21 protein-coding genes are annotated in these 24050 nt (G+C 32.5%); 7 read left to right on the top strand and 14 right to left on the bottom strand.

The genetic code is table 11. From position 1 onward, the window contains the following. Positions 1-68: 68 nt before the first annotated feature. The 4 genes from IU405_RS14770 to rsgA all read right to left on the bottom strand — a co-directional run bounded on the left by IU405_RS14770 (position 69) and on the right by rsgA (position 2923). Positions 69-791, bottom strand: coding sequence for a ThiF family adenylyltransferase (locus tag IU405_RS14770; RefSeq protein WP_197439389.1), 723 nt, complete (start codon positions 789-791; stop codon positions 69-71). Continuing rightward, entirely contained in the window at positions 788-1435 is a 648-nt protein-coding gene (locus tag IU405_RS14765; protein WP_197439388.1) for a TatD family hydrolase, read from the bottom strand. The genes IU405_RS14770 and IU405_RS14765 overlap by 4 nt, the downstream gene beginning before the upstream one ends. 68 nt (positions 1436-1503) lie before the next feature. Continuing rightward, a complete protein-coding gene (gene dtd / locus IU405_RS14760; RefSeq protein ID WP_197439387.1) occupies positions 1504-1956 on the bottom strand; it encodes a D-aminoacyl-tRNA deacylase in 453 nt (150 codons plus the stop codon). Positions 1957-1960: 4 nt separating this feature from the next. Then, a complete protein-coding gene (gene rsgA, locus IU405_RS14755; RefSeq protein WP_197439492.1) occupies positions 1961-2923 on the bottom strand; it encodes a ribosome small subunit-dependent GTPase A in 963 nt (320 codons plus the stop codon). Between the two features lie 90 nt (positions 2924-3013). On the opposite strand from rsgA, the gene IU405_RS14750 reads away from it, so the two are divergent. After that, entirely contained in the window at positions 3014-3466 is a 453-nt protein-coding gene (locus tag IU405_RS14750; protein WP_197439386.1) for a hypothetical protein, read from the top strand. Between the two features lie 56 nt (positions 3467-3522). Here IU405_RS14750 and IU405_RS14745 read toward each other — a convergent pair whose 3' ends face one another. The 9 genes from IU405_RS14745 to IU405_RS14705 all read right to left on the bottom strand — a co-directional run bounded on the left by IU405_RS14745 (position 3523) and on the right by IU405_RS14705 (position 12601). After that, positions 3523-4605 carry a bifunctional 3-deoxy-7-phosphoheptulonate synthase/chorismate mutase type II gene (locus tag IU405_RS14745; protein WP_197439385.1) on the bottom strand — a complete coding sequence of 361 codons (1083 nt, stop codon included), beginning with the start codon at positions 4603-4605 and terminating at the stop codon, positions 3523-3525. A 20-nt stretch (positions 4606-4625) separates the two neighbouring features. After that, positions 4626-5477, bottom strand: a complete 852-nt coding sequence (locus IU405_RS14740; RefSeq protein WP_197439384.1) for a prephenate dehydrogenase — start codon at positions 5475-5477, stop codon at positions 4626-4628. Continuing rightward, positions 5474-6616 carry a pyridoxal phosphate-dependent aminotransferase gene (locus IU405_RS14735; RefSeq protein ID WP_197439383.1) on the bottom strand — a complete coding sequence of 381 codons (1143 nt, stop codon included), beginning with the start codon at positions 6614-6616 and terminating at the stop codon, positions 5474-5476. Before IU405_RS14735 ends, IU405_RS14740 begins: the two co-directional genes overlap by 4 nt. Beyond that, complete coding sequence (locus tag IU405_RS14730) at positions 6613-7482, bottom strand: prephenate dehydratase (RefSeq protein WP_197439382.1); 870 nt, start codon at positions 7480-7482, stop codon at positions 6613-6615. The genes IU405_RS14735 and IU405_RS14730 overlap by 4 nt, the downstream gene beginning before the upstream one ends. A 310-nt stretch (positions 7483-7792) precedes the next feature. Continuing rightward, the gene (locus IU405_RS14725; RefSeq protein ID WP_197439381.1) at positions 7793-8818 is read right to left on the bottom strand and encodes a UDP-glucose--hexose-1-phosphate uridylyltransferase; all 1026 of its coding nucleotides are present in this window, start codon (positions 8816-8818) and stop codon (positions 7793-7795) included. A 17-nt stretch (positions 8819-8835) separates the two neighbouring features. Next, on the bottom strand, positions 8836-9984 hold the full coding sequence (gene galK / locus IU405_RS14720) for a galactokinase (protein WP_197439380.1): 1149 nt from the start codon (positions 9982-9984) through the stop codon (positions 8836-8838). 18 nt (positions 9985-10002) lie between these two features. Then, the gene (locus IU405_RS14715; RefSeq protein ID WP_197439379.1) at positions 10003-10890 is read right to left on the bottom strand and encodes an aldose 1-epimerase; all 888 of its coding nucleotides are present in this window, start codon (positions 10888-10890) and stop codon (positions 10003-10005) included. Between the two features lies 1 nt (position 10891). Then, the gene (locus IU405_RS14710; protein WP_317193382.1) at positions 10892-11881 is read right to left on the bottom strand and encodes a GntR family transcriptional regulator; all 990 of its coding nucleotides are present in this window, start codon (positions 11879-11881) and stop codon (positions 10892-10894) included. 78 nt (positions 11882-11959) lie between these two features. Beyond that, positions 11960-12601 carry a hypothetical protein gene (locus tag IU405_RS14705; RefSeq protein ID WP_197439377.1) on the bottom strand — a complete coding sequence of 214 codons (642 nt, stop codon included), beginning with the start codon at positions 12599-12601 and terminating at the stop codon, positions 11960-11962. A gap of 186 nt (positions 12602-12787) precedes the next feature. Here IU405_RS14705 and queG point away from each other — a divergent pair, with 186 nt between their 5' ends. Continuing rightward, positions 12788-13708 (top strand): tRNA epoxyqueuosine(34) reductase QueG, encoded by a 921-nt coding sequence (gene queG / locus IU405_RS14700; RefSeq protein WP_197439376.1) that lies wholly within the window; start codon positions 12788-12790, stop codon positions 13706-13708. Here queG and IU405_RS14695 read toward each other — a convergent pair. Beyond that, the gene (locus IU405_RS14695; protein ID WP_197439375.1) at positions 13705-14721 is read right to left on the bottom strand and encodes a LacI family DNA-binding transcriptional regulator; all 1017 of its coding nucleotides are present in this window, start codon (positions 14719-14721) and stop codon (positions 13705-13707) included. The genes queG and IU405_RS14695 overlap by 4 nt on opposite strands. Positions 14722-14907: 186 nt before the next feature. Between IU405_RS14695 and IU405_RS14690 the strand changes: the two genes are divergently transcribed. The 5 genes from IU405_RS14690 to IU405_RS14670 all read left to right on the top strand — a co-directional run bounded on the left by IU405_RS14690 (position 14908) and on the right by IU405_RS14670 (position 24043). Then, a complete protein-coding gene (locus IU405_RS14690) occupies positions 14908-17529 on the top strand; it encodes a TonB-dependent receptor domain-containing protein (RefSeq protein ID WP_197439374.1) in 2622 nt (873 codons plus the stop codon). Positions 17530-17632: 103 nt separating this feature from the next. Next, positions 17633-18943 (top strand): MFS transporter, encoded by a 1311-nt coding sequence (locus tag IU405_RS14685; RefSeq protein WP_231749779.1) that lies wholly within the window; start codon positions 17633-17635, stop codon positions 18941-18943. Positions 18944-18982: 39 nt separating this feature from the next. After that, positions 18983-19921, top strand: a complete 939-nt coding sequence (locus IU405_RS14680; RefSeq protein ID WP_197439373.1) for a carbohydrate kinase family protein — start codon at positions 18983-18985, stop codon at positions 19919-19921. Between the two features lie 21 nt (positions 19922-19942). Further along, positions 19943-21667 carry an alpha-amylase family glycosyl hydrolase gene (locus IU405_RS14675; protein WP_197439372.1) on the top strand — a complete coding sequence of 575 codons (1725 nt, stop codon included), beginning with the start codon at positions 19943-19945 and terminating at the stop codon, positions 21665-21667. Between the two features lie 99 nt (positions 21668-21766). Next, positions 21767-24043: an NADP-dependent malic enzyme gene (locus IU405_RS14670; RefSeq protein ID WP_197439490.1), complete on the top strand. Its 2277-nt coding sequence runs from the start codon at positions 21767-21769 to the stop codon at positions 24041-24043. Positions 24044-24050: the final 7 nt, after the last annotated feature.

Below are 24050 nucleotides of genomic sequence, written 5' to 3'. Positions count from 1 at the left end.
TGGTTTATTTTAAAATTTGATTTGAATTTATTTTCCATGGCAAATATATAAACTATTTTCCATGGAAATTATTTTTTACTTTTTTTTAACAAATAATTAATAACATACGCTGCTGCATGCAATCCAAATGCGGCAGGCATGAAACTGATTGTCCCATAAAAAGAGCGTTTGTATTTGGCATGTTCAACCAATTTTAAACTAGCTTCTTGTTGCATTTCCTCTGAAAATACTACTTTTATTCCTTTGTGAATTTGTTCTTTTTTCAATCTTTTTCGAATCACTCTTGCCATTGTGCAATTATTGGTTTGATTGATTTCTGCAACTTTCACTTTTGACACATCCATTTTACCTCCTGCTCCCATTGAACTGATAATTTTTACTTTTTTTCGTTTGGCAGCTATCAATAAATTGAGTTTTGGAGTAATGCTATCTATACAATCCATCACAAAATCGAACTCATTTGTGACGATTTCAAAAGCCTTTTCTGGAGTCAAAAATTCCTCAACAATTGTAATTTCAATTTCAGGATTGATGTCTTTCAATCTATCTGCTAAAACTTGCGATTTTGATTTTCCAATGGTAGATTGCAATGCCGTCAATTGCCTATTGACATTGGTAATATCAAAAACATCACCATCTACCAATGTCAATTTTTGAACACCTGCTCTTGCAATAAATTCGGCTGCAAACGAGCCAACACCACCCAAACCTACAATTAAAATATGTGCTTTTTTGAGGGTTTCAATTCCTTCTTTTTGAATTAATAATTCTGTACGTTCTAACCAACTCATTTTTTAAATATAGTATTAAAATTCGCTTGTATTTTTTCTTTTAAGACTTCAATTTCGATATTTTTAATTGCTGCAATTTTCTGATATATCAATGCTATTGACACTTCTGAATTATCGGTTTCAATCAATAAATATTCCAAAGGAAAATCCAAAATTACATTTTGCAAATCACTTTTTGACAACACAGCTTCGCCAAAAGAAAGAAAAATTCCGTTGAAAAGGAAACTTTCTGCCAATTGTTTGCTTTTTTGAAATCCGTGAAGAATCCAAGTTTGCTTTGGCGAAAACTGTTTTTTGAGTTCAATAATTTCTTGAAAAGCGCGCACACAATGAAGAATCATTGGTTTTTGATATTTTTCCGAAAGATGAATTTGCTGTATAAAAACTTCCTTTTGAAAATCGAAATCAACGTCAATTGCTTTGTCCAAACCACATTCGCCAATTGCATAACAATTTTCATGTTGCAACTTTTCTTCCAGCAAAAACAATTCGATTTCGAAAGTTTCTTTTTTCAAAAACCAAGGATGAATTCCCACAGAAAAAGGTGTTGAAAGTTCATCTGAACTTGGATATTTATTTTGAATCGCAAAAACCTGATGTGAACTTGACGTTGAATGTGTGTGAATATCTAAAAAAAGGCTCATTTCAGATTTTAAAGTAACTTTTTGAATTCTTATTTCTTATTTCTTTTCTCTTGATTCTACAATCTCAATCACTCTTTATTCTTAGAATCAATGACAATCGTTACAGGTCCATCATTTAAGATTTCCACTTTCATATCTGCACCAAATTCGCCAGTTTGCACTTTTTTCCCTAATTCTTTTTCTAAACAAAAAACAAAATTTTCATACAAAGGAATGGCAATTTCTGGCTTTGCAGCTTTGATATAACTGGGTCTGTTTCCTTTTTTGGTGGATGCATGCAACGTAAATTGGCTCACCACAATGACGTCTCCTTGAATGTCAATGAGTGATTTGTTCATCACTTGATTTTCATCATTAAAAATTCTGAGATTTGAAATTTTTCTGACTAAAAAATCAATGTCTTCTTGTAAATCTTCATCAACAATTCCTACTAAAACCAACAATCCATTTTCAATGGAAGCCACTTTTATTTCGTTAATGGTAACACTTGCTTTTGAAACTCTTTGAATGACAACTTTCATACTTTTAATCTTCTTCTTCTTCCCAAGTATCCGTTCTGTAATGCTCAGATTCGTCTTCACCATCTAAAATTTGAAGGTAACTTTTATAACGAGACCAAGAAATTTTTTCTTCTTCTAAAGCTTGTTTTACGGCGCAATTTGGCTCTTTCAAATGCAAACAATTATTGAATTTACAATATTGTTTCAACTCAAAAAACTCAGGAAAATAATCATTCAGCTCATATTTATTGATATCCACAATTCCAAAACCTTTGATTCCAGGTGTATCAATAATTCGTGCATTGAAACTCAAATCGAACATTTCCGCAAATGTTGTGGTGTGTTGACCTTGTTTGTGTTGGTCAGAAATTTCTTTGGTTTTCAGATGCAATGTAGGCTCAATAGCATTCACTAAGGTTGATTTTCCAACTCCAGAATGACCCACAAACATCGCTGTTTTATCCAACATGATTTCCTTGATGGTATCAATATTGATATTTTTAGTTGCAGAAACCTCCACACATTGATATCCTATAGCTTCATAAATATCTTTTAGATATAAAATTTCTGCCCTTTGCTCAATTTCATAAATATCAATTTTATTGAAAATCAATACAGTATCAATTCTGTAAGCTCTTGTGGTCACCAAAAAACGATCAATAAAAGTGGTGAACGTTGGTGGATTATCAATCGTAATTAGTAAAAAAACGACATCAATATTTGCGGCAATAATTTGTATTTGTTTGGAAAGATTTACAGATTTTCGTGCAATAAAATTTTGACGATCGTGAATGGTTTTGATAATTCCAATTTCTTCATCGCCAATTTTCTCCAAAAAAAAAGAAACTTTGTCACCAACTGCAATTGGATTGGTGCTTTTAATTCCTTTAATTCTGAATTTCCCTTGGATTTTACATTTGTGAAAAACGCCTTTTTCGGATTTCACTAAATACCAACTTCCAGTAGATTTGTAAACGATTCCAGTTATCATAATTGACTTCAAAAGTAAAATAAATATTCAATTCAAAACGTGAGAATATTTTATATTTGTTTAAAAAATCATTTAAAATTAATAAACATGAAAAAATTTAGTATCCTTTTTAGTTTCATTTTGTTAGTATTCGTTGAGGCAAATGCCCAAGTAGAATATAAAGTTATTACAAGTGTGGAATCTATTGTCCCTGCTGGACTCGGTCGTTCAAGGCTTATCAGTGCTAATGAAGAAAAAAATTATAAAGATTTTACTTCCACTCAAAGTGATGAGGATAACTCTCGTAATAAATCAAATAGAGATGAAATACGTGTGAAAAATTTTGATGAAACCAAGCTTTTAAATTTTTACAACCTTGGAGGAATTCGCTTTCAGAATATTGCTGCTAATGATGCTGTTATTACATCTAAAATAAATGCAATGGTTGAAGAAGGTTGGGATTTGGTTTTTGTAAATAGTGGTGTGGAGAGTGATGCTGGAGAAAAAGATGGTCAAGGAATTTTCATCACAAGATATATTTTTAAAAGAACTAAAAAATAAATAAAAAACTTCACATTCCTGAAGTTTCAGGAATGTGAAGTTTAAATTTTATAAAATTATCCGTTGATAATTTTTTCTTGATGATTGATAGATTCTTGGTGAATTGCTTTGAACATTCTCAAAATAAACTCTTCACTCAATCCTCTTTGTTCTCCTTCTAAAACCATATTACCCAAAATTTCGTTCCAACGTTTTGATTGTAAAACTGCCACGTTTTTCTCTTTTTTAAGTTGTCCTATTTGGTCAGCAACTTTCATACGTTTTCCTAACATATCAATCAATTGATCATCAATTACATTGATTTGTGCACGCAAATTTTCTAAAGAATCTTTAAATTTAGTATCCGTTTCTGTTTCTTTTCTGATTTTTAAATCCTCCATAATTTGCTTCAATCTTGTTGGTGTTACTTGCTGTGCAGCATCACTCCAAGCATTGTCTGGATCAATGTGAGTTTCAATCATCAAACCATCAAAATTCAAATCTAACGCAGTTTGTGAAACATCAAATATCATATTTCTGTTTCCTGTGATGTGTGATGGATCACAAATCAATGGCAAATCAGGAAATTTATGTTGGAATTCAATGGCTAATTGCCATTCAGGAATATTTCTGTACTTTGATTTTTCATAGGTTGAAAATCCTCTGTGAATGGCGCCTAAATTTTTGATTCCTGCTGTGTATAAACGCTCAATTCCACCCAACCACAAAGCCAAATCAGGATTTACAGGGTTTTTTACCAACACAATTTTGTCAGTTCCTTGCAAAGCATCTGCAATTTCTTGCATGATAAATGGCGAAACTGTTGAACGCGCTCCAATCCAAAGTAAATCAACATCATTGTCCACTGCTAACTTTACGTGTGCAGCATTGGCAACTTCAGTACAGGTTTTCATACCAGTTTCTTCTTTTACTTTTTTGAGCCATCTCAACCCAATTTCTCCAACACCTTCAAACATTCCTGGTCTTGTTCTTGGTTTCCAAATTCCTGCTCTATAATAGTTTACATCAGAATCTTTTAATTCGTGTGCAATTTTCAAAACTTGTTCTTCAGTTTCTGCACTACAAGGCCCTGCTATTACAAGTGGATGGCTTAAATTCATTTCATCCAACCATGTTCTTAATGCTGTTGTATTTTTCATTTTTTTGGTGTTTTTGGCGATTATTTGATGCCGTTTAATATTTGTTTTATATAATTGGTATTTTCCATTTCGTTGTAAATTTCATCGAAATTTTCTTGTTGCATCAACACTTTAAAATGTTGCAAATTGCTGATGTATTCTTCTAATGTTTCAATAACATTTTCTTTATTTTGTTGAAAAATAGGTGTCCACATTGCTGGAGAACTTTTCGCCAAACGAACTGTTGACGCAAAACCTGAACCTGCCATGTCAAAAATATCACGTTCATTTTTCTCTTTTTCCAAAACTGTTTTTCCTAACATAAAAGAACTAATATGTGACAGATGAGATACATACGCAATATGTTTGTCATGAGCAACAGGATCCATATATCTGATTCGCATGCCAATTGCTGTGAATAATTTCAATGCTTTTTCTTGCAATTTGAAGGTTGTTTTTTCAACTTCGCAAATGATATTGGTTTTACCAACATACAAATTAGGAATTGCTGCTGAAGGTCCTGAATTTTCTGTTCCAGCAATGGGATGACAAGCCAAGAAATTCCTTCTTTTCGGGTGATTTTCAATCACTTTGCAAATGGCTTCTTTGGTTGAACCTGCATCAATTACTAAAGTATTGTCAGAAATTTTGTCTAAAATTGTGGGTAATATTTTGACAGTTGCATCCACAGGAATTGAAATAATCACCAAATCTGCATTTTCCAAATCATCTAAAGTGGCTTTTTTATCAATCAAATTTAGAGACAATGCTTCCTCTAAAGTAGCTTCTTTTCTACTAATTCCATGAATGACCGTTTCTGGAAAATGTTTTTTGATATCAATCGCAAAACTTCCGCCAATCAAACCAACTCCTATTAAATAGATATTTTTCATATTCTTGAAATCGCTTCTTTGATAATTTCAGAAGTCACACACAATGAAAAACGGATATAACCTTCTCCTTGCGAACCAAAAACAGTTCCTGGCGTGATGAAAATATCTTTGTTATATAAGATTTCATCTGTCACCTCTTCTGATTTTTTTCCTTCAGGAATTTTCGCCCAAACAAACAAACCTGTGGAATCTTTTTCATACGTGCAGTCTAATTTATCTGCCAATTGCCAAATTAAATTTCGGCGTTCTTCATAAATTTTATTTTGCTCAAAAAACCATTCATTGCTCATTTCCAATGCTTTGATGGCTCCTTTTTGAATTCCGTAAAACATTCCAGAATCCATATTGCTTTTCACTTTTAAAACTTCGTTGAGATAAATTGCTTTTCCTAACACCATTCCAACTCTCCAGCCAGCCATGTTGAACGTTTTGCTAAGTGAATTTAGCTCTAAAGCCACTTCTTTTGCGCCTTCAACTCGTAAAATGCTCAACGGATTTTCGTTCAAAACAAAACTATAAGGATTGTCATTGATGATCAAAATTTGATGTTTTTTACCAAAAGCAATCAACTTTTCAAAAGTTTCTAAAGTAGCATTGGTGCCTGTTGGCATGTGAGGATAATTGACCCACATGATTTTTACGCCTGATAAATCTTGTTTTTCTAATTCTTCAAAATTGGGTTGCCAATCATTTTCTTCACTCAAATTGTAAAAAACAGGTTTTGCAGCCAATAAATTTGTCACAGAAGTATAGGTTGGATACCCAGGATTTGGAATCAAAACACCATCACCTTCATTCAAAAAAGCCATTGAAATATGCATAATTCCCTCTTTGCTTCCCATCAAAGGCAAAATTTCATTTTCAGGATTTGAATCAACTTGGTACTTTTCTTTGTAGAAATTTGCCATCGCTTTTCTCAATTCTGGCAATCCTTGATACGATTGATATTTATGAGCTCCTGCATCAAATAAACTTTGTTGCATTGCCTCTAAAACCGCTTTTGGCGGATCTAAATCAGGGCTTCCAATTCCCATATTGATAACGGGTTTTCCTGCCAATTGCAAATTGCGAACTTCTCTTAATTTATGCGAGAAATAGTATTCTTCAACAGTATCTAATCTTTTTGCTGCGCTAATCATATACTTTCATTTTTTTCTTGAAAAGGATTCAAGGTTGATGGATGTCTGCCATTTTTATACACGCCTAACACTTTAAAATTCTCTGCCATAATCGCAATTAATGAAATGGCTTTTTGATATTCTTTGTATTCTTCAAAAGTAACATCAACAAAAAAAGAATATTTCCAAGGAGTTTCAATGACAGGCAAAGATTGAATTTTGGTTAAATTCATTTTACAATCGCTCATCGCATTTAAAATCGCTGCCAAACTTCCTCTTTTATGATTCAATTGAAATTTGATGGATGCTTTGTTGCAATTTTCGTCTATTGATGGCACATCCGTTTGCACAATTACAAAACGAGTTGCATTGTCTTTGATGGTTTGAATATCATCTTCCAAAATTGCCAAACCGAAAATTTCGGCAGCTATTTTGGGAGCAATGGCTGCAATTCCTTTGAGTTGTTTTTGTGCAATTCTTTTGGCAACCTCAGCTGTATCCACATCTTCCACCATTTTGATGTGAGGATATTTTTTAAAAAATTCTTTGCACTGCAATAATGCCATTGGATGTGACCAAACCTCTTGAATATCATCAATTTCTTGTCCTGCTAATGCCATTAAATGATGATGAATATTCAAATATTCTTCGCCAATAATTTGCAAATTGTTTTTATCAATCAACGCATAATTGGGAATAATGGAGCCAGCAATCGTGTTTTCTAAAGCCATAATTCCAATATTTGCTGATTGATCAATCAAACTATCTACCAAAATATCAAAAGACATGCACTCTTTCAATTGAATGTCATCTCCATAAAAATCTTGTGCAACTTTATGATGATTGGAACCTTCTGCTCCTTGAATGGCTATAATATTTTTGTTCATATATCCTCTAAAAAAAAAGCCTCGAAAATTTCGAGACTTTATATTTTATGTATTTTTTTAGCTTAACAACACACTACAAAGTCTCTTCTTTTATTGTAAAAATAAAAGTAAAAATAGAAACCTGTCCAAGTATTGCAAATCATTTGTTTTCGTGTTTTAACGCGACAAATCTAACTATTAAATTTAAAATTGCAAATAATATGTAAAAAGTTTCTAAACTTTTATCAAATAGCTAATTTTCAGTTGATACAGTTCTAAAAATTCAACAAATTGATGGTTTTGTTAGCTATCTGCTAATTTTAAAAACTTTTTACCCCACTAAATCTCTCAGCCTTTGCGCTGCAATTTCAGCGGTAATGTCTCTTTGTGGTGAACCAAACATCTCATAACCCACCATAAATTTCTTCACAGTTGCACTTCTTAACAATGGAGGATAAAAACTCATGTGCCAATGCCAATGATTATTTTCCAATCCGTTAGTTGGTGCTTGATGAATTCCACTTGAATATGGAAAAGAAGTATTGAATAATTTATCATAAGTACTTGTAATTACAGAAATTGCCTCTGCAAAATTTTTAGCTTGCTCAGCGCTCATTTCCGTGATATTTTTTTGTGATTTTTTAGGAGCAATCATGGTTTCAAAAGGCCAAACTGCCCAAAAAGGAATCAATACTACAAAATCATCATTCTCAAAAATAATGCGCTCTTTGGTTGCTAATTCTTGATGTAAATACGTTTCCAACAAACTTTTTTGATGTTTTTCAAAATAGTTAAACTGCTGATTGTCTTTTTTTTCCACTTCATTTGGCAACGTTGATTGACTCCAGATTTGTCCATGAGGATGAGGATTGCTACAACCCATTACTGCCCCTTTGTTTTCAAAAATTTGAACGTAATTAATGTTTTCGTTTGCGCCTAAAATCGTGTACTCATTTTGCCAAGCCACTACCACTTTCTGAATTTCATCTACAGACATTTCCGCCAAACTTTTAGAATGGTCAGGACTAAAACAGATTACTTTACAAATTCCTGTTTCGCTTTGCGCTTTGAATAAACCATCATTTACTGAAAATGAAGGCGAATCACTTTGCAGGGCTGCAAAATCATTATCAAAAATAAAAACATCCTGATAATCAGGATTTACCTCACCATTAGCACGTGTATTTGAGGCACACAAATAACAAGTTGGGTCATAAGAAGGCCTTTTCTCTTTCGAAATTTCCTCATTTTGACCTTGCCAAGGTCTTTTGGCTCTGTGAGGAGACACTAAAACCCATTCTCCTGTTAAAATATTAAGACGTTTATGTGAATAGTCTTGTAAATTGGTGTTTTCCATGATTGATTGGTTGAATATTATTGTACGATATGAGTTCCATCAGAAAGCTCAATAAAATAAACTGAACATTCTTTATTGAATTTATTTTTATACGAAGTTGCTACTGAATCTGCAAAAGCTTTTGCTTCGGATTTAGCAATTAAATTGATGGTACAACCTCCAAAACCTCCACCCATCATTCTTGCACCCAAGACTTTTTTATTCTTTTTTGCTTGAGCAACTAAGTAATCTAATTCTTCACAACTTACTTTATATTGATGCTGCAATCCATTGTGAGAAGCATAAATCAAGGCTCCTAAAGTTTCCAAATCATTTTTTTCAATCGCTTTTGCCGCTTTTTGAGTGCGTTCAATTTCTTGAATCACGTATAACGCTTTTTGGTAATTTTCAGGCGTAATTTTGTCAATAATCTTTTCTAAATCTTCTTCAGATACTTCACGCAACGTGTCCACTTTTAGCAATTCAGCCACACTTTCGCACGCTGAACGTCTGTCATTATAGGCGCTATCAGACAAACTGTGCTTTACATTCGTGTTAATCAACATCAATTGATGCTCTTTAAAATCAATTTCATATGGTTTAGATTCTATGGTTCTACAATCCAACAAAAGTGCATTGTTTTTGATGCCAAACATGCTTGCATATTGATCCATAATACCACATTTTACCCCAACATAATTGTGTTCAGCTTTCTGAGAAATTAAAATCATTTCTGTTTTGGTCAAACCCAAATCAAACAATTCGTTCAAACCAAAAACCACACTGTTTTCTAATGCTGCTGAAGAAGACATTCCTGCTCCAGCCGGAATATTTCCTTTAAAAACGATGTTGAAATCGCCAATAATTTTGTTCCTATTCTGAATTTCGGCAACCACACCAAAAACGTAGTTCTCCCAACTTCCTTCTTTGGATGGTTTTAATTTGTCCAATTCAAACTCAATGGTACTGTTTAAATCCATTGCAATTGCAGTGGAATGACCAGCATCGCTCTTTTGAATTGCGGCTGCAATTCCCTTATCTACAGCTGCAGGAAATACAAATCCACCATTATAATCTGTGTGTTCGCCAATAATATTGATACGACCTGGAGAAAAAATGGCAATGGGTTCTGTTTTAAAAATCGATTTGAATTTCGATGTTACTTCTTTGATTAGTTGTGCACTCATATTGATTTGATTATTTTTTTAAATGATCGATAAATTCCAAGTGATTTCGTACGTTTTTTCAGGTGCTAAAACTTGCAAACCTATCTTATTATTAAAACTATTTGAAATTCCGGTCATGGGTTCAATAGCAATCAGATTTCTGTTTGGTGGCGTGTACATCTGCAAGAAATTATGAGCTGAATCAGAAGTTATTTCCAACTGATATTCAGCAGTTTCAAACTTAATTTTGTTGTCATCCATCACAAAACAATCATCTAATTGTTTGTCTTTGATTACAAAGATTTCGTCATTTTCATACGGAATAATTTCTTTAGTAATCAACTTTTCATCAAAAGCAATTTGTTGATTGCTGTTGAATTTTACGACAGCTTCTGCCAAATTTTCGGTATAAAAATACGGATGCCAACCAATGGTAAATGGAAATAGATGTTCATCAATATTGGTTACTTGGATGTGAATTTCCAAATTGGTATTTGTGCATTTATACGTCAATTCCAATGCATATTTGAATGGAAATCCAACAGGAGGATTGTTTTCAATATAACCCAACGTTACAGAAGCAAAATCCGATGTAACTTCTTGATTTTTAATTACAAACACTTTATTATACACTAAACCATGCAGGGCGTTAATTCCTGCTTGATTGCAATCTAGTTGGTATTTTTTATACTCAAATTCATAGATGCCATTTTCAATTCGACTTACAAAAGGAAACAAAATTGATGCAGCATAAGAATCTTTATAGTCAAAATTGGGAATTTCTTTAATGATGGTTTTTGAAGCCAAAATCAATGATGAAACACGAGCACCTTCGTGCAATGAAATGACAACTTTCGAGCTTTTTGAAGCATTTTCTAGTGTCAAAATGACGTTGTTTTCTGATTGTTGTTGATGTATTGTAAACACTTTATAGAGATTTTCTTAGAATTAATTTACTTGGATTTTCAATTTTTTGTTGGGAATTTTGCACAATCATTGTTGCCAAAGTAGCGCCCATTTGTGTAAAATCAGTGGAAATTGTGGTGATTCCTTCAGCAACAACTTCTTTCAATAAGGTATCATTATAGGAAATAATTCCAATATCTGACGCAATTTCAAGTGATTGCTCTTTGATTTTTTTGATAATTCTTATCAAATTTTTATCATCCAAAACCAAATAAATTTCGCCTTTTCTTGGAAGACAATCTTTTAAAGATTCTAAAACAATGTATGAAATTTCATGGTCAGTGCAAAATGACGTAAAGCCATTCAGAATTCCATAAGGTTGCTTTTCTGGAGTATAAATGAGTACTAATTTTTTATATTTTTTAATTTGTATCAAACCTTCTAACAAACCCTCGTACACATTCTTTTCAAAATTTTGATAAATGGCAGGATATTGTGACAAACTCTCATTGGTTTGATCTAAAATAAACACTTTATCTGGAAGTAAATTCGCAATTACTTGATGTGTATTTGGCAAATTAGCTGGCATGATTGCGTAATAATTATAATTGCCAACATTTTCCAAAATCAATTTGCTGAAGACAGTAGCATTAAAATGATGAAAGTAAATTTCTACTTGAATGTGATTTCCTAAATTTTCTAAAAAAGCGTTGTACAAATCCTCTTTGAACGAATTCAACTCATCAAAAAGCACAAATATTTTTTGTTGAATCGCTATATTTTCAGAAGAAACATAATAACCTTTCCCAACCACAGAATGAATAATTCCACGATTTTTAAGCTCATTAAACGCCATCAAAACAGTATCTCTTGACAGTTTAAAAGTGTCTTTGATTGCATTTAAAGAAGGCAATTTGTCGTCTTTTTTTAATGAACCTTCCGCAATGGCTTCCTCGATTGAAGAAACAATCTGTTTGTATTTTGGAATTTTAGATTCGTTATTTAAGGACATGAGATTCATGCCACAAATATATAAAATTATTTTAATACTGGTAGGTACTGGTAGGTATTATAAAAAATTATTTATTAATCAATCAATAATAAAACTCCCAAAGAATCCAGTTTTAACATTATAAGTAATTTCATTATTAGCATTCAAAGATATAACTGTCTGAAATTCAACTGTATTTAAATGCCCATTGTAATTAACAGTACATTTATTGTTCATTTTTACAATTGAGTCAAAAAAAATATCATTATAATTTTTCAATTCTTGAATTTCTTCAAATTTGTCTAACTGATAATAAAATATTAAACTAACATTCAAATCATTACTAGATATAGTATAGCTAATATCTGAGTTGTTTAACCCAAGATATTTTTCAATTATAACAAGAGTGTTCATTTTTGAAGGGAAAATATCAGCTTTTTCTTTTAATTTATTTAAAATATTTTCTCGGTTTTTAACATAAAAGTTTAAATGTTTTTCTAATGAATTAATTGTATCATTTGTATGTTCGTCCACAAAATAATTTTCTAAAATCTCTTTGTCATTATAATACTTATAAACTTCAATGGAGCATTCTTTATTTACAAAACGATGAGTTTCTTTATTCCATTCATTTAAACTTATTTTATTTAAAAAATCTCTAGTATGAATAGATTTTTTTGAACAAGAAATTATCATAATCAAAACGAATATTACATTTAAAATTTTTAAGCATTTTTTCAATTTAACCAATTTAATTTTACTCTAAGTTCAGTTTTATATAACTCTACAAAAAAATTTCTATTAAGCTAAAATAGTATAATCCAAGCATATTGAAATTTTTTATCTGAAGATTTTAGATTATTTTATATTTTACAAACTTTCAAATACCATAAATCTATCAAACTCTTTTAACTTATTTTTGCTTCCATGAAAATCAATCCTACACAATTCATCAAACAAGAGGCCAAACGTTTGGGTTTCTTGGCTTGCGGAATTGCCAAAGCCGAATTTTTAAGTGAGGAAGCTCCTCGTTTGGAAAAATGGTTGCAGCAAGGTTTTCATGGGGAAATGAGTTATATGGAAAATCATTTTGACAAGCGATTAGACCCACGTTTGTTGGTAGATGATGCAAAATCAGTGATTTCATTAGCCTATAATTATTATCCTCAACAGCAACAAAATAACGATTCGTATAAAATTTCCAAATACGCTTATGGTGAGGATTATCATCATGTCATTAAAGAAAAATTGCGTGAATTATTAGCCAATATTCAGCAAGAAATTGGAGAAGTTTCAGGTCGTTGTTTTGTAGATTCTGCTCCTATTTTAGAACGTGCTTGGGCAGAAAAAGCAGGGTTGGGTTGGAATGGAAAACACTCTTTATTGATTCAAAAACAGCAAGGTTCGTTCTTTTTTTTGGCTGAATTGATTGTTGATTTAGAATTGGAATATGGCCATCCAACAACCACCAATCATTGTGGCACGTGCACCAAATGCATTGATGCTTGTCCAACAGCCGCTATTTTGCCCAACAATACTGTGGATGCAAGCAAATGTATTTCTTATTTTACCATCGAATTGAAAGAAAATATTCCCTCTGATTTTAAAAACCAATTTCAAGATTGGGTGTTTGGTTGCGATATTTGTCAAGATGTGTGTCCTTGGAATCGATTTTCAAAAGCCCATAACGAACCTTTATTTCATCCAAAAGAAGCAATTTTGGAATTCACCAAAAGAGATTGGGAAGAAATTACGGAAGACACTTTTCAGAAAGTTTTTAAAAAATCGGCTGTAAAAAGAACAAAATTTTCAGGATTACAGCGAAATATTTCGTTTTTAAAAGATTAATTTTTGGTAGAATCTCTAATGACCAAAGCTGTTTCTAGAATTTCTTCTCGGTAAACAATGCTCTTTTTCTCTTTTTTATCTTTGATTTCATTGTATAACAATTTGAAGGCTTTTTTCCCCATTTCAAATCCTGGTTGATTGATGGTGGTTAATGAAGGTGAAATCACAGATGCCATAAACCAATTACTGAATCCTACAATATTGATTTGTTCAGGCACTTTGATTCCTTGTTTATTGAATTCTGTAATGGCACCAATCGCCACCAAATCTGTATTGATAAAGATGCCATCCACATCTTTATGGTCTTGCAACAATTGATTTGCATAAAATTTTCCCTCCTCAAAACTCATATCATTTAAAAGATATACGAGTGAAGAATCGTATGGAATTTGATTGTCGAGCAACGCTTGTTTGTACCCCAAAAAGCGGTCAATCGAATTTTGGGGTAACAATGGCCCTCTAAAATGGGCAATTCTTTTACACCCAATATCAATCAAATGTTGGGTTGCTTTGTAGGCAGCTTTTCTGTCGTCAATGATTACTTTCGAGCATTTCACCACTTTTGCAATTTTATCAAACATCACTAAAGGTGTTTCATTTTCGATGATTTCCATCAGATGTTTATAATCTGCAGTGCCATTTGCCAATGAAATTAAAATTCCATCTACTCTTTTATTTAAAAGGAGTTCTATTTGTTGTTTTTCCAATTCATACGACTCATTTGATTGCAATGTAATTACCAAATAGCCTTTTTTTTCTGCTTGAGAAATAATGCCTTTGATGACACTTGAAAAGAAATGATGTACAATTTCAGGAATAATCAATCCAATTGTTTTTGATTCTTTTGTTCTTAAATTTACCGCAAAAGAATTGGGTTTATAATGCAACATAGAAGCAGTTTCTCTGACTAATTTTCGTGTTTTTTTACTCACATCAGGATAGTCTTTCAATGCTTTTGAAACGGTTGTGATAGAAATATTGAGTTGTTCCGCTATTTGCTTGAGTGTTACCATAGTTCCCTATAAATTTGGAATTGATTATGTGTTAAATTACCTCACAAATATAGAAAATTATCTGAATCGAAAACGTTTTTGGTAAATCGAAAACGTTTTCGATTTGCTTATTTGTAAAATTAATTATGTTAAAATCTACATTTACTCAAAATAATAATCAAATTTTTATCTAATTTACAATTTAACATGAAAAAACATTTACAATTTAGGTTTGCTGTTCTGATGGTTTTACTGCTATCATCAACAGTATTTTTTGCCCAATCCACCATTTCTGGGATTGTGAAAGACAATAACAATCAGGCAATTCCTGGTGTTAATATCATTATTAAAGGAACTACAATGGGAACAACATCCGATTTTGATGGAAATTATTCTATCGCAAATGTTCCAAATGGAGAGTACACATTAATTGCATCATATGTGGGTTATGATAATTTTAAAAAACAAATCAGTGTCAACTCAAAAAATATGACCGTTGATATTGTTATCAAAGAAAACGCAGAATCACTTGATGAAATTGTAATTACTGGAGTTACAAATCCGAAATCTAAAATCGCTTCTAGTATTTCTATTACAACTATTAAACCAAATGTTATTGCACAATCTGCGCCAAGAACTACTGCAGAAATTTTCAGAACCATTCCTGGTATTCGTTCAGAATCTTCTGGTGGTGAAGGAAACTCAAACATTGCTGTAAGAGGTGTGCCAGTTTCTTCTGGAGGTTCAAAATATGTGCAACTACAAGAAGATGGTTTGCCTGTATTGTTATTTGGAGATATGTCTTTTGCAACTGCAGATATTTTTACAAGATTTGACAATAGTATTGGCAGAATTGAAGCAATTAGAGGAGGTTCTGCTTCTACTCTTTCGTCAAATTCTCCTGGAGCAATCATCAACTTAATTAGTAAAAATGGCAAAAACGAAGGAGGAAGTTTAGGAACTACTTTTGGATTGGATTTTGATTCTTTCAGAACTGATTTTGATTATGGAGCACCTATTTCAGAAGGATTGTATTTTCATGTTGGTGGATTTTACAGAGTTGGAGAAGGCATGAGAGAAACTGGTTTCACTGCAAATAACGGTGGTCAATTCAAATTTAACTTGACCAAAGAATTTAAAAATGGCTACGTTAGATTGTATACAAAATTATTAAATGATAGAGCAATTGCTTATTTGCCAATGCCAATTGCGGTTTCTGGCACAAATAGCAATCCTTCTTGGGCTAATGCTCGTAATTTTAGCGCAACAAGAGGTACATCTCACACACCTTATTTAATGCAAAATGTTGGATTGGGAGCAGATGGACAGTTAAGAAGATCTGATGTTTCTGACGGAATGAATCCAATGTCAAAATCGATAGGACTAGAAGCGTCATTTGATTTGTCTGAAGGTTGGAAAATAAATAATAACGGAAGATTTTCTGTTAATAATGGAAATTTTGTTTCGCCTTTTCCTGCGCAAGTTGCTACTGCAAATGATATTGCTTCTTCTTTTGGGGCTGGTTCTACATTGCAATTTGCCAATGATGGTTCAGCAGTTTCTGGAAATAGTTTGGTATCAAGGATTCACATGTTTGATGTGGAATTGAACAACTTCAACAACTTTATGAATGATTTTAAATTGTCAAAAACTTTTGACAAAGTAAATGTAACATTGGGTTATTTTAAATCGATTCAAAATGTTTCAATGTCTTGGTTATGGAATTCTTATTTGCAAGAAGTAAATGATACAAACGCAAGATTGATCAATGTTTTTGATGCAGCCAATAATCCTTTAAGTGAAAATGGATTGTATGCTTACGGAACTCCTTTTTGGGGAAATCTTCACAGAAATTATGATACAAAATACAATGTTTCTGCACCATATGCAAGTGTTTCTATTGAAGCTTCAGAGAAATTTAATATTGACGCAAGTATTCGTTTTGATAACGGAAACGTGGATGGTTCATTTGCTGGAGGTTCATCAAGAGAGTTTGATGTAAACAATGATGGTGTGATTTCTGTTCCTGAGCAAAATGTTTTTGCTGTTGATAATTCGAATGTGACTACTGTAAATTACGATTACAATTATGTTTCATACTCTTTGGGATTAAACTATAAATTACAAGACAATCAAGCAGTTTTTGCAAGATTGAGTAAAGGTGCTGCTGCAAAAGCGGATAGAATTTTATTTTCAGGATTAGAATATACCAATAGTGACAGAATCAATGCGCTTGATTTCATAACACAAGCCGAATTCGGATATAAAAGAGGTTTTGAAAAAGGGTCTTTATATGCAACGTTATTTTTTGCAAACACCAAAGAAGAAGGTGGTTTTGAAGCTACATCAAACAGCATCATAGAAAATGATTACAAATCTGCAGGTATTGAATTGGAAGGAACGTATAAATTTTCTGATAAATTTGATATTAGAGGTGGTGTAACTTATACTAATGCTTCTATTGAATCTGGCGCAAACAAAGGAAATGCTCCAAGAAGACAGCCTGATTTTATTTATAGTTTTATACCTACTTACAACTTTGGAAAAACCAATCAAAATGCTATTGGTTTAAGTTTTATTGGACAAAGCAAAGCTTTTGCGCAAGATAATAATGAGTTGATCTTACCAGGATTTACCATCGTAAATAGCTTTGTAAATGTTGGAGTTACCAAAAATTTAAATGCAAATTTATCCGTAAATAATTTATTCGACAGCTTAGGAATTACAGAATCTGAAGAAGGAAGCATTGTTGAAAACCAAGTAAATATAGTAAGAGCAAGACCAGTTCCAGGTCGTTCTATCTCAATGGGATTAACGTATAGTTTTTAAATTAAAAGTGAATTATTAAGTGTAGTTTTGAATTGATTGAAAAGAGTCAGTGATACTGAATCGTTGACTCTTTCATTCATAAAACAAGTAAAACAAATCCATCATGAACTCGAAACCAAGTTTATCTTTTTGGCAAATATTCAATATGAATGTTGGATTCTTGGGAATTCAATTCAGTTTTGGATTGCAACAAACTGCCGTAAATCCTATTTTTTCATTTTTAGGCGCACATCATGAAGATTTGCCTCTGCTCAATTTGGCAGGCCCAGTAACGGGTTTGATCATTCAACCAATTATTGGAGCTATTTCAGACAAAACTTGGTCACCGCGTTTTGGTAGAAGAAAACCATTTTTTTTGATTGGAGCATTGATAGGAAGTTTGTGTTTATTCGCTTTTCCTTATAGTCCTTCTTTATGGTTTGCAGTTGGATTACTTTGGATTTTAGACGTTGGAAACAACATGGCAATGGAACCTTATCGCGCTTTTGTGGGTGATAAATTACCCAATCATCAATTGAGCTTTGGATACCAAATGCAAAGTTTGTTTGTAGGTGCAGGAATTGTACTTGCAAATGCGTCTATTTTTATTTTTCAGGATTGGTTTTCACAACCAGAAACTCTTGATTCAGTCTCTAATAGCATTCCAAACTGGCTGTATTATTCCTTTTTCCTAGGAGCTATTTTATCAGTTGCTACGATTATTTGGTCTGTTTTAAAAACGCCCGAAATTCCTCCATCTGACAATGAATTAAAAGAAATTGAAAAACACAATGCGCTGCCAATTTTAGAGAGAATAAAAACACCTTTTTTAGAGATTACAAACGCTATAAAAGACATGCCAAAATTTATGTGGAAATTGGCTGGAGTATATCTTTTTCAGTGGTATGCATTGTTTATTTATTGGCAATTTATTTCTCCAATGTTTCAAGAAAGTATGGGTTTTGACAAATCAGAAGCATTGAGTCAAGCTGCAAAAATGAATACAACTTACAATATTTCAACCATCATTTTTGCGCTTGCTTTAGTGCCTTTGGCTTTAAAATGGGGTGGAAAAAAAGTGTATGTCACTAGTTTGTTTTTAACAGGAATTGCCATGATTTCAATTCCGTTTATTGAAAATTCGATGCTGGTTTTACTTCCAATGGTGTTATTTGGAATTGGTTGGGCAGCCATGATGGGAATTCCATATTCCATGGTTTCAAAAATTGTACCTCAAGAAAGACGAGGCGTTTACATGGGAATTGTAAACATGATGATTGTAATTCCAATGGGAATTCAAACAATCACTTTTGGCCCAATTGTAAAAAATTTGCTCAATAACAGTGCTGTAAATGCCATTTTATTGGGAGGTGTGTTTTTTATAATTGCTGGACTATTGGCATTGCGTCTCCAAGAACCAAAAAGTGAAAAATAGAAAAAGTGAAAAGTATATAAATTTAGAAATAAAATCCCATTGAAAAAAGTAAGTAAAAATATTGATGTTTTATGTGTTGGTGAAGTCTTAGTTGATTTTATAGGACATCAAAATGATGTATTTATCAATCATACAAGAGATTATCACCGATATTTAGGAGGTTCTCCAACCAATGTTTCTCTAAATTGCAAAAGACTTGGATTGAATTCCCAATTAGTTTCTGCAGTTGGTAAAGATGGTTTTGGAGAATATATCATCAACAGATTGCAGGAAGTTGGAATTGAAACAACTCATATCAATCAACTTCCAGAACATAATACGAGTGTTATTTTTGTATCAAAATCAAATGCTACTCCTGATTTTATTCCATATAGAGATGCTGATTCTTGCATTTTTGAAAGTCAAATTAGTCAAAAAACACTTTTAGATACGAAGATTTTTCACACAACTTGTTTTGCGCTGAGTAAAAATCCTGCACAAACCACTATTTTGAAAAAAGCTGCAGAGGCTTTTGAGTTGGGCTGTAAATTGAGTATTGATGTCAATTACTCAGGGAAATTGTGGGATAGTAGAGAAAATGCCATTGAAACTATCAAAGCGTATTGTAAACTGAATCCTTTGGTAAAAATTAGTGAAGATGACATGGCAAGGTTGTTTCACAAAGGCATTTCTCATCAAGAAATATTTGATTTTTTTCATCAAGAAGGTGTTGATATTGTATGCCTTACTTTGGGTAGTAAAGGCGTTATTTTGTCGGAAAGAAATCAGAAAATCATTCAATTTCCAGCTATAAAAGTCGAAGAAGTTTTAGATACAACTGGAGCTGGAGATGCATTTTGGTCAGGATTTTTGTTTGCTTACATCAACAAAAAAAGTTTAGAAGATTGCTTGACAATTGCGCTAAAATTAGCCGCATTAAAACTTCAAAATGTGGGTAGATTGCCAGAAAACATCAATATTCTTTCAAAAATTTTATAAAATTTAAAGACAGCCAATTTTATGAATAATCCTAAAAATAGCCTTAGAAATGGAGTAATGTTCAATGCATATCCTGATAGTATTGGAACAAAACTGAGTGATTTGGTCACTTTTTTTCAAAAAAAAGAATTGGAAAATACATTTTCATTTTGCTATTTACTACCTACTTTTTTCAACAGTGATTTGGATAGAGGTTTTTCGATTATTGATTATAATTTGAATGAAGAATTAGTAACTGCTGAGGATGTAACTGCGCTTAAAAATCTAAATATCCAACTAAAATTCGATATTGTTCTCAATCATCTTTCTGTGGCTTCTCCTCAGTTCAAAGACTTACTTGAGCATGGAGAAAAGTCAATTTATAAAGATTTTTTTATCAATTGGAATGACTTTTGGGAAAACCATGGAATCATAAATGAAGAGGGAATTGTTATTCCAAATTACGAATTTCTTCAAAAATTATTCATGCGTAAATCTGGATTGCCAATTCTGAAAGTTCCTTTTCCTGATGGAACAGAAAAACCGTATTGGAATACTTTTTATCAAGAAATAACCTACAAAAAATTCACAAAAGATGATTTTTCAAAGATTGATGGAATTCCTGAAAATCAAACTGCTTTTATTTGTCAAAAAATAAATGATGCTATTGACCAAAAAATGGAGATAGAAAACATTGATTTTGAAGAAAACAACTACTTGAAAGAAAACATTCTTCAAATCATCCAAAAAAACAAATGCTTTTTAGGGCAAATGGATGTGAATGCAAAAAGTGAATTGGTGTGGGGTTTTTATGAAGAAACTCTGAAAAAATTAAAAAAATTCGGTTGCAAAATTTTACGACTAGATGCATTTGCCTATTTGCATAAAGAGGTTGGGGAAACTAACTTTTTCAACAAACCAGGAACTTGGAATTATTTGGATAGAATTCAACAAATTGCCACCAAAAATGATTTGATTGTTTTGCCCGAAATTCATGCAGAATATGGATTGCATCTTCATGAAGAAGTTGCACAAAAAGGATATCATTTCTACGATTTTTTCCTGCCAGGATTGCTAATTCACACACTTGAAACAAAAAACAATTCAGCATTAATTCACTGGATTGACGAAATTATTACCAAAAAATACAACACCATTAACATGCTTGGTTGTCATGATGGCATCCCAATTTTAGACCTGAAAGGCAAAGAAAATCAAAAAGGATTATTAAATGACACTGAAATTGATGATTTGATGGAAATCATTCTAAAAAGAGGAGGAAGAATTAAAAATTTATATGACGCTGCTGGAAAAAAATTATCCTATTATCAAATAAATGCGACATTTTTTAGCGCTTTAGGTGAAGATGAGCAAAAACTATTACTGGCAAGAGCCATTCAATTATTTATGCCTGGAATTCCACAAGTTTGGTATTTAGATGTATTCGCAGGCAAAAACAATTATGAAGCCGCAGATAACGCAGGAAGTGGAGGCCACAAAGAAATCAATAGAACAGCGATTTCTATGGAAGAAATTGAAAAATCTATCAATAAAAATGTGGTTTCAAATCAATTAAAAATCATTCAGTTACGAAATAATTTATCTGCATTTTTAGGAAATATTGAATTTCAAAATAGTTCAAAAGAACAATTACAAATTACTTGGAGAAATGAGACATCCTTTGCTACTTTGGATGCAAATCTCAAAACAAGTTCATTTTCTATTTCGTATGAAGAAAATAAAACTAAGAACACCCTTTTTTTCTGAAAAATCAACAAGTTTGATTATTTAAAAGATTAAAAACTTCCTTTGCTCTTTGATTGAAAACTATATATTTGTATGCTTAAACTAGCAAACAACCAAATTATGAGCGATTCTAGAAAAAGACATGAAGCTTTATTGTATCATGCAAAACCAAAACCTGGGAAAATAGAAGTAGTTCCTACCAAAAAATACGCAACACAACATGATTTAGCCTTGGCATATTCGCCAGGTGTTGCTGAGCCTTGTTTGGAAATTGCGAAAGATAAAAACAATGTTTATAAATATACTTCCAAAGGAAATTTGGTTGCTGTAATTTCTAATGGAACAGCCGTTTTAGGTTTGGGTGATATTGGCCCTGAAGCCTCAAAACCCGTGATGGAGGGAAAAGGAGTTCTATTCAAAATTTTTGCTGATATTGACGTTTTTGATATTGAAGTGAATGAAACCGATGTTGAAAGATTTATTCAAGTAGTCAAAGCGATTGCACCCACTTTTGGTGGTATCAACTTAGAAGATATCAAAGCTCCTGAAGCGTTTGAAATAGAACGCAGATTGAAAGAGGAATTAGACATTCCTGTGATGCATGATGACCAACATGGAACTGCCATTATTTCAGCAGCAGCTTTAAAAAATGCGATTGAAATTGCCAAAAAAGATTTTTCTAAAGTAAAAATTGTAGTGAATGGTGCTGGAGCTGCAGCCATTTCTTGTACACGTTTATATCTAAGATTGGGAGCAAAAACCGAAAATATTGTCATGTGTGATAGCAAAGGTGTGATCAGAAAAGACCGTGATAATTTGACTTCGGAAAAAGCTGAATTTGCGACTTCACAAGATTTATACACGTTAGAAGAAGCCATGAAAAATGCCGATGTTTTTATTGGCTTATCACAAGGAAATGTGGTGACTCCTGAAATGTTGCTAACAATGGCAAAAAATCCGATTGTTTTTGCAATGGCAAATCCAGTTCCAGAAATCAATTATGATGTAGCAATTGCCACCAGAAAAGATATTATCATGGCAACAGGAAGATCTGATCATCCTAATCAGGTGAATAATGTATTGGGTTTTCCATTTATTTTCAGAGGTGCTTTGGATGTGAGAGCAACCAAGATCAATGAAGAAATGAAAATGGCAGCTGTGCATGCTTTGGCTGATTTGGCAAAAAAATCAGTTCCTGAACAAGTAAATATTGTATATGATGAAGTGAGTTTGACTTTTGGTAAAGAATACATCATTCCAAAACCTTTTGACCCAAGATTGATTTATGAAATTCCACCTGCGATTGCAAAAGCGGCCATTGAATCTGGTGTTGCTTTAGAGCCAATCACTGATTGGGAAAAATATCGTGAAGAATTGATGGAACGTTCTGGTTCAGGAAGAAAGGAAATTAGAATGATTCACAACCGAGCAAAAAGTAATTTGAAAAGAATTGTTTTTGCAGAAGCTGATTATTTGGATGTGCTAAAAGCAGCACAAAGAGTGCATGATGAAAAAATTGGTTTACCGATTTTACTGGGAAGAAAAGAAGTGATTTTAGCACTCAAAGAAGAAATTGGTTTTACAGCTGAAGTGCCCATATTAGACCCAAAAACAGATGAAGAAGATGATCGTAGAAATCGTTATGGAGAATCTTATTGGAAAAGCCGTCAACGAAAAGGAAGAACACTTACAGAAGCCAAAAAATTAATGCGTGAACGCAATTATTTTGCGGCAATGATGGTCAATGAAAACGAAGCTGATGCCTTAATTACTGGATATTCAAGACCTTATCCAAGTGTGGTAAAACCCATTTTAGAATTGATTGAAAAAGACAAAGGAATAACAAGAGTTGCAGCATGTAATTTGATGATTACCAAACAAGGTCCGTTGTTTTTGGCTGATACAACAATCAATATCAATCCAACTGCAAAAGATTTGATAAAAATTACGCAAATGACTTCCAATTTGGTAAAAATGTTTGGGATGAAACCGAATGTTGCCATGGTATCATTTTCTAATTTTGGTTCGTCAAAATCTGAAAGTTCAGAAAAAATCAGTGAAGCTGTTGCTTATATTCATAGAAATTATCCAAATGCAGTGGTAGATGGAGAAATTCAATCGGATTTTGCTTTAAATCCTGAATTATTGGCAAAAGAATTTCCATTTTCAAAACTGAATGGAAAAAAAGTAAATGTGTTGATTTTCCCAAATTTAGAATCTGCAAATATTACCTACAAATTGTTTAAAGAAGTGCATGGTGCTGATTCTATTGGTCCCGTAATTTTAGGATTAAGCAAACCTGTACACGTTTTACAGTTAGGTGCAAGTGTTGATGAAATGGTAAATATGGCAGCTTTGGCAGCCGTTGATGCACAACAAAGAGAAAAGAAAAAATAAATTACTA

Origin of the sequence: Polaribacter sp. BAL334 (genome assembly GCF_015767435.1) — a bacterium.
In the GTDB taxonomy this organism is placed as follows: domain Bacteria; phylum Bacteroidota; class Bacteroidia; order Flavobacteriales; family Flavobacteriaceae; genus Polaribacter.
The sequence above is the reverse complement of the archived record's forward strand: the minus strand, read 5'-3'. Positions and strand labels throughout refer to the sequence as shown.

Coding starts and splice junctions, on each gene's coding strand:
- IU405_RS14770 (WP_197439389.1), bottom strand. CDS start 791: ATGAGTTGGTTAGAACGTACAGAATTATTAATTCAAAAAGAAGGAATT.
- IU405_RS14765 (WP_197439388.1), bottom strand. CDS start 1,435: ATGAGCCTTTTTTTAGATATTCACACACATTCAACGTCAAGTTCACAT.
- dtd (WP_197439387.1), bottom strand. CDS start 1,956: ATGAAAGTTGTCATTCAAAGAGTTTCAAAAGCAAGTGTTACCATTAAC.
- IU405_RS14750 (WP_197439386.1), top strand. CDS start 3,014: ATGAAAAAATTTAGTATCCTTTTTAGTTTCATTTTGTTAGTATTCGTT.
- IU405_RS14745 (WP_197439385.1), bottom strand. CDS start 4,605: ATGAAAAATACAACAGCATTAAGAACATGGTTGGATGAAATGAATTTA.
- IU405_RS14740 (WP_197439384.1), bottom strand. CDS start 5,477: ATGAAAAATATCTATTTAATAGGAGTTGGTTTGATTGGCGGAAGTTTT.
- IU405_RS14735 (WP_197439383.1), bottom strand. CDS start 6,616: ATGATTAGCGCAGCAAAAAGATTAGATACTGTTGAAGAATACTATTTC.
- IU405_RS14730 (WP_197439382.1), bottom strand. CDS start 7,482: ATGAACAAAAATATTATAGCCATTCAAGGAGCAGAAGGTTCCAATCAT.
- IU405_RS14725 (WP_197439381.1), bottom strand. CDS start 8,818: ATGGAAAACACCAATTTACAAGACTATTCACATAAACGTCTTAATATT.
- galK (WP_197439380.1), bottom strand. CDS start 9,984: ATGAGTGCACAACTAATCAAAGAAGTAACATCGAAATTCAAATCGATT.
- IU405_RS14710 (WP_317193382.1), bottom strand. CDS start 11,881: ATGTCCTTAAATAACGAATCTAAAATTCCAAAATACAAACAGATTGTT.
- queG (WP_197439376.1), top strand. CDS start 12,788: ATGAAAATCAATCCTACACAATTCATCAAACAAGAGGCCAAACGTTTG.
- IU405_RS14695 (WP_197439375.1), bottom strand. CDS start 14,721: ATGGTAACACTCAAGCAAATAGCGGAACAACTCAATATTTCTATCACA.
- IU405_RS14690 (WP_197439374.1), top strand. CDS start 14,908: ATGAAAAAACATTTACAATTTAGGTTTGCTGTTCTGATGGTTTTACTG.
- IU405_RS14685 (WP_231749779.1), top strand. CDS start 17,633: ATGAACTCGAAACCAAGTTTATCTTTTTGGCAAATATTCAATATGAAT.
- IU405_RS14675 (WP_197439372.1), top strand. CDS start 19,943: ATGAATAATCCTAAAAATAGCCTTAGAAATGGAGTAATGTTCAATGCA.
- IU405_RS14670 (WP_197439490.1), top strand. CDS start 21,767: ATGAGCGATTCTAGAAAAAGACATGAAGCTTTATTGTATCATGCAAAA.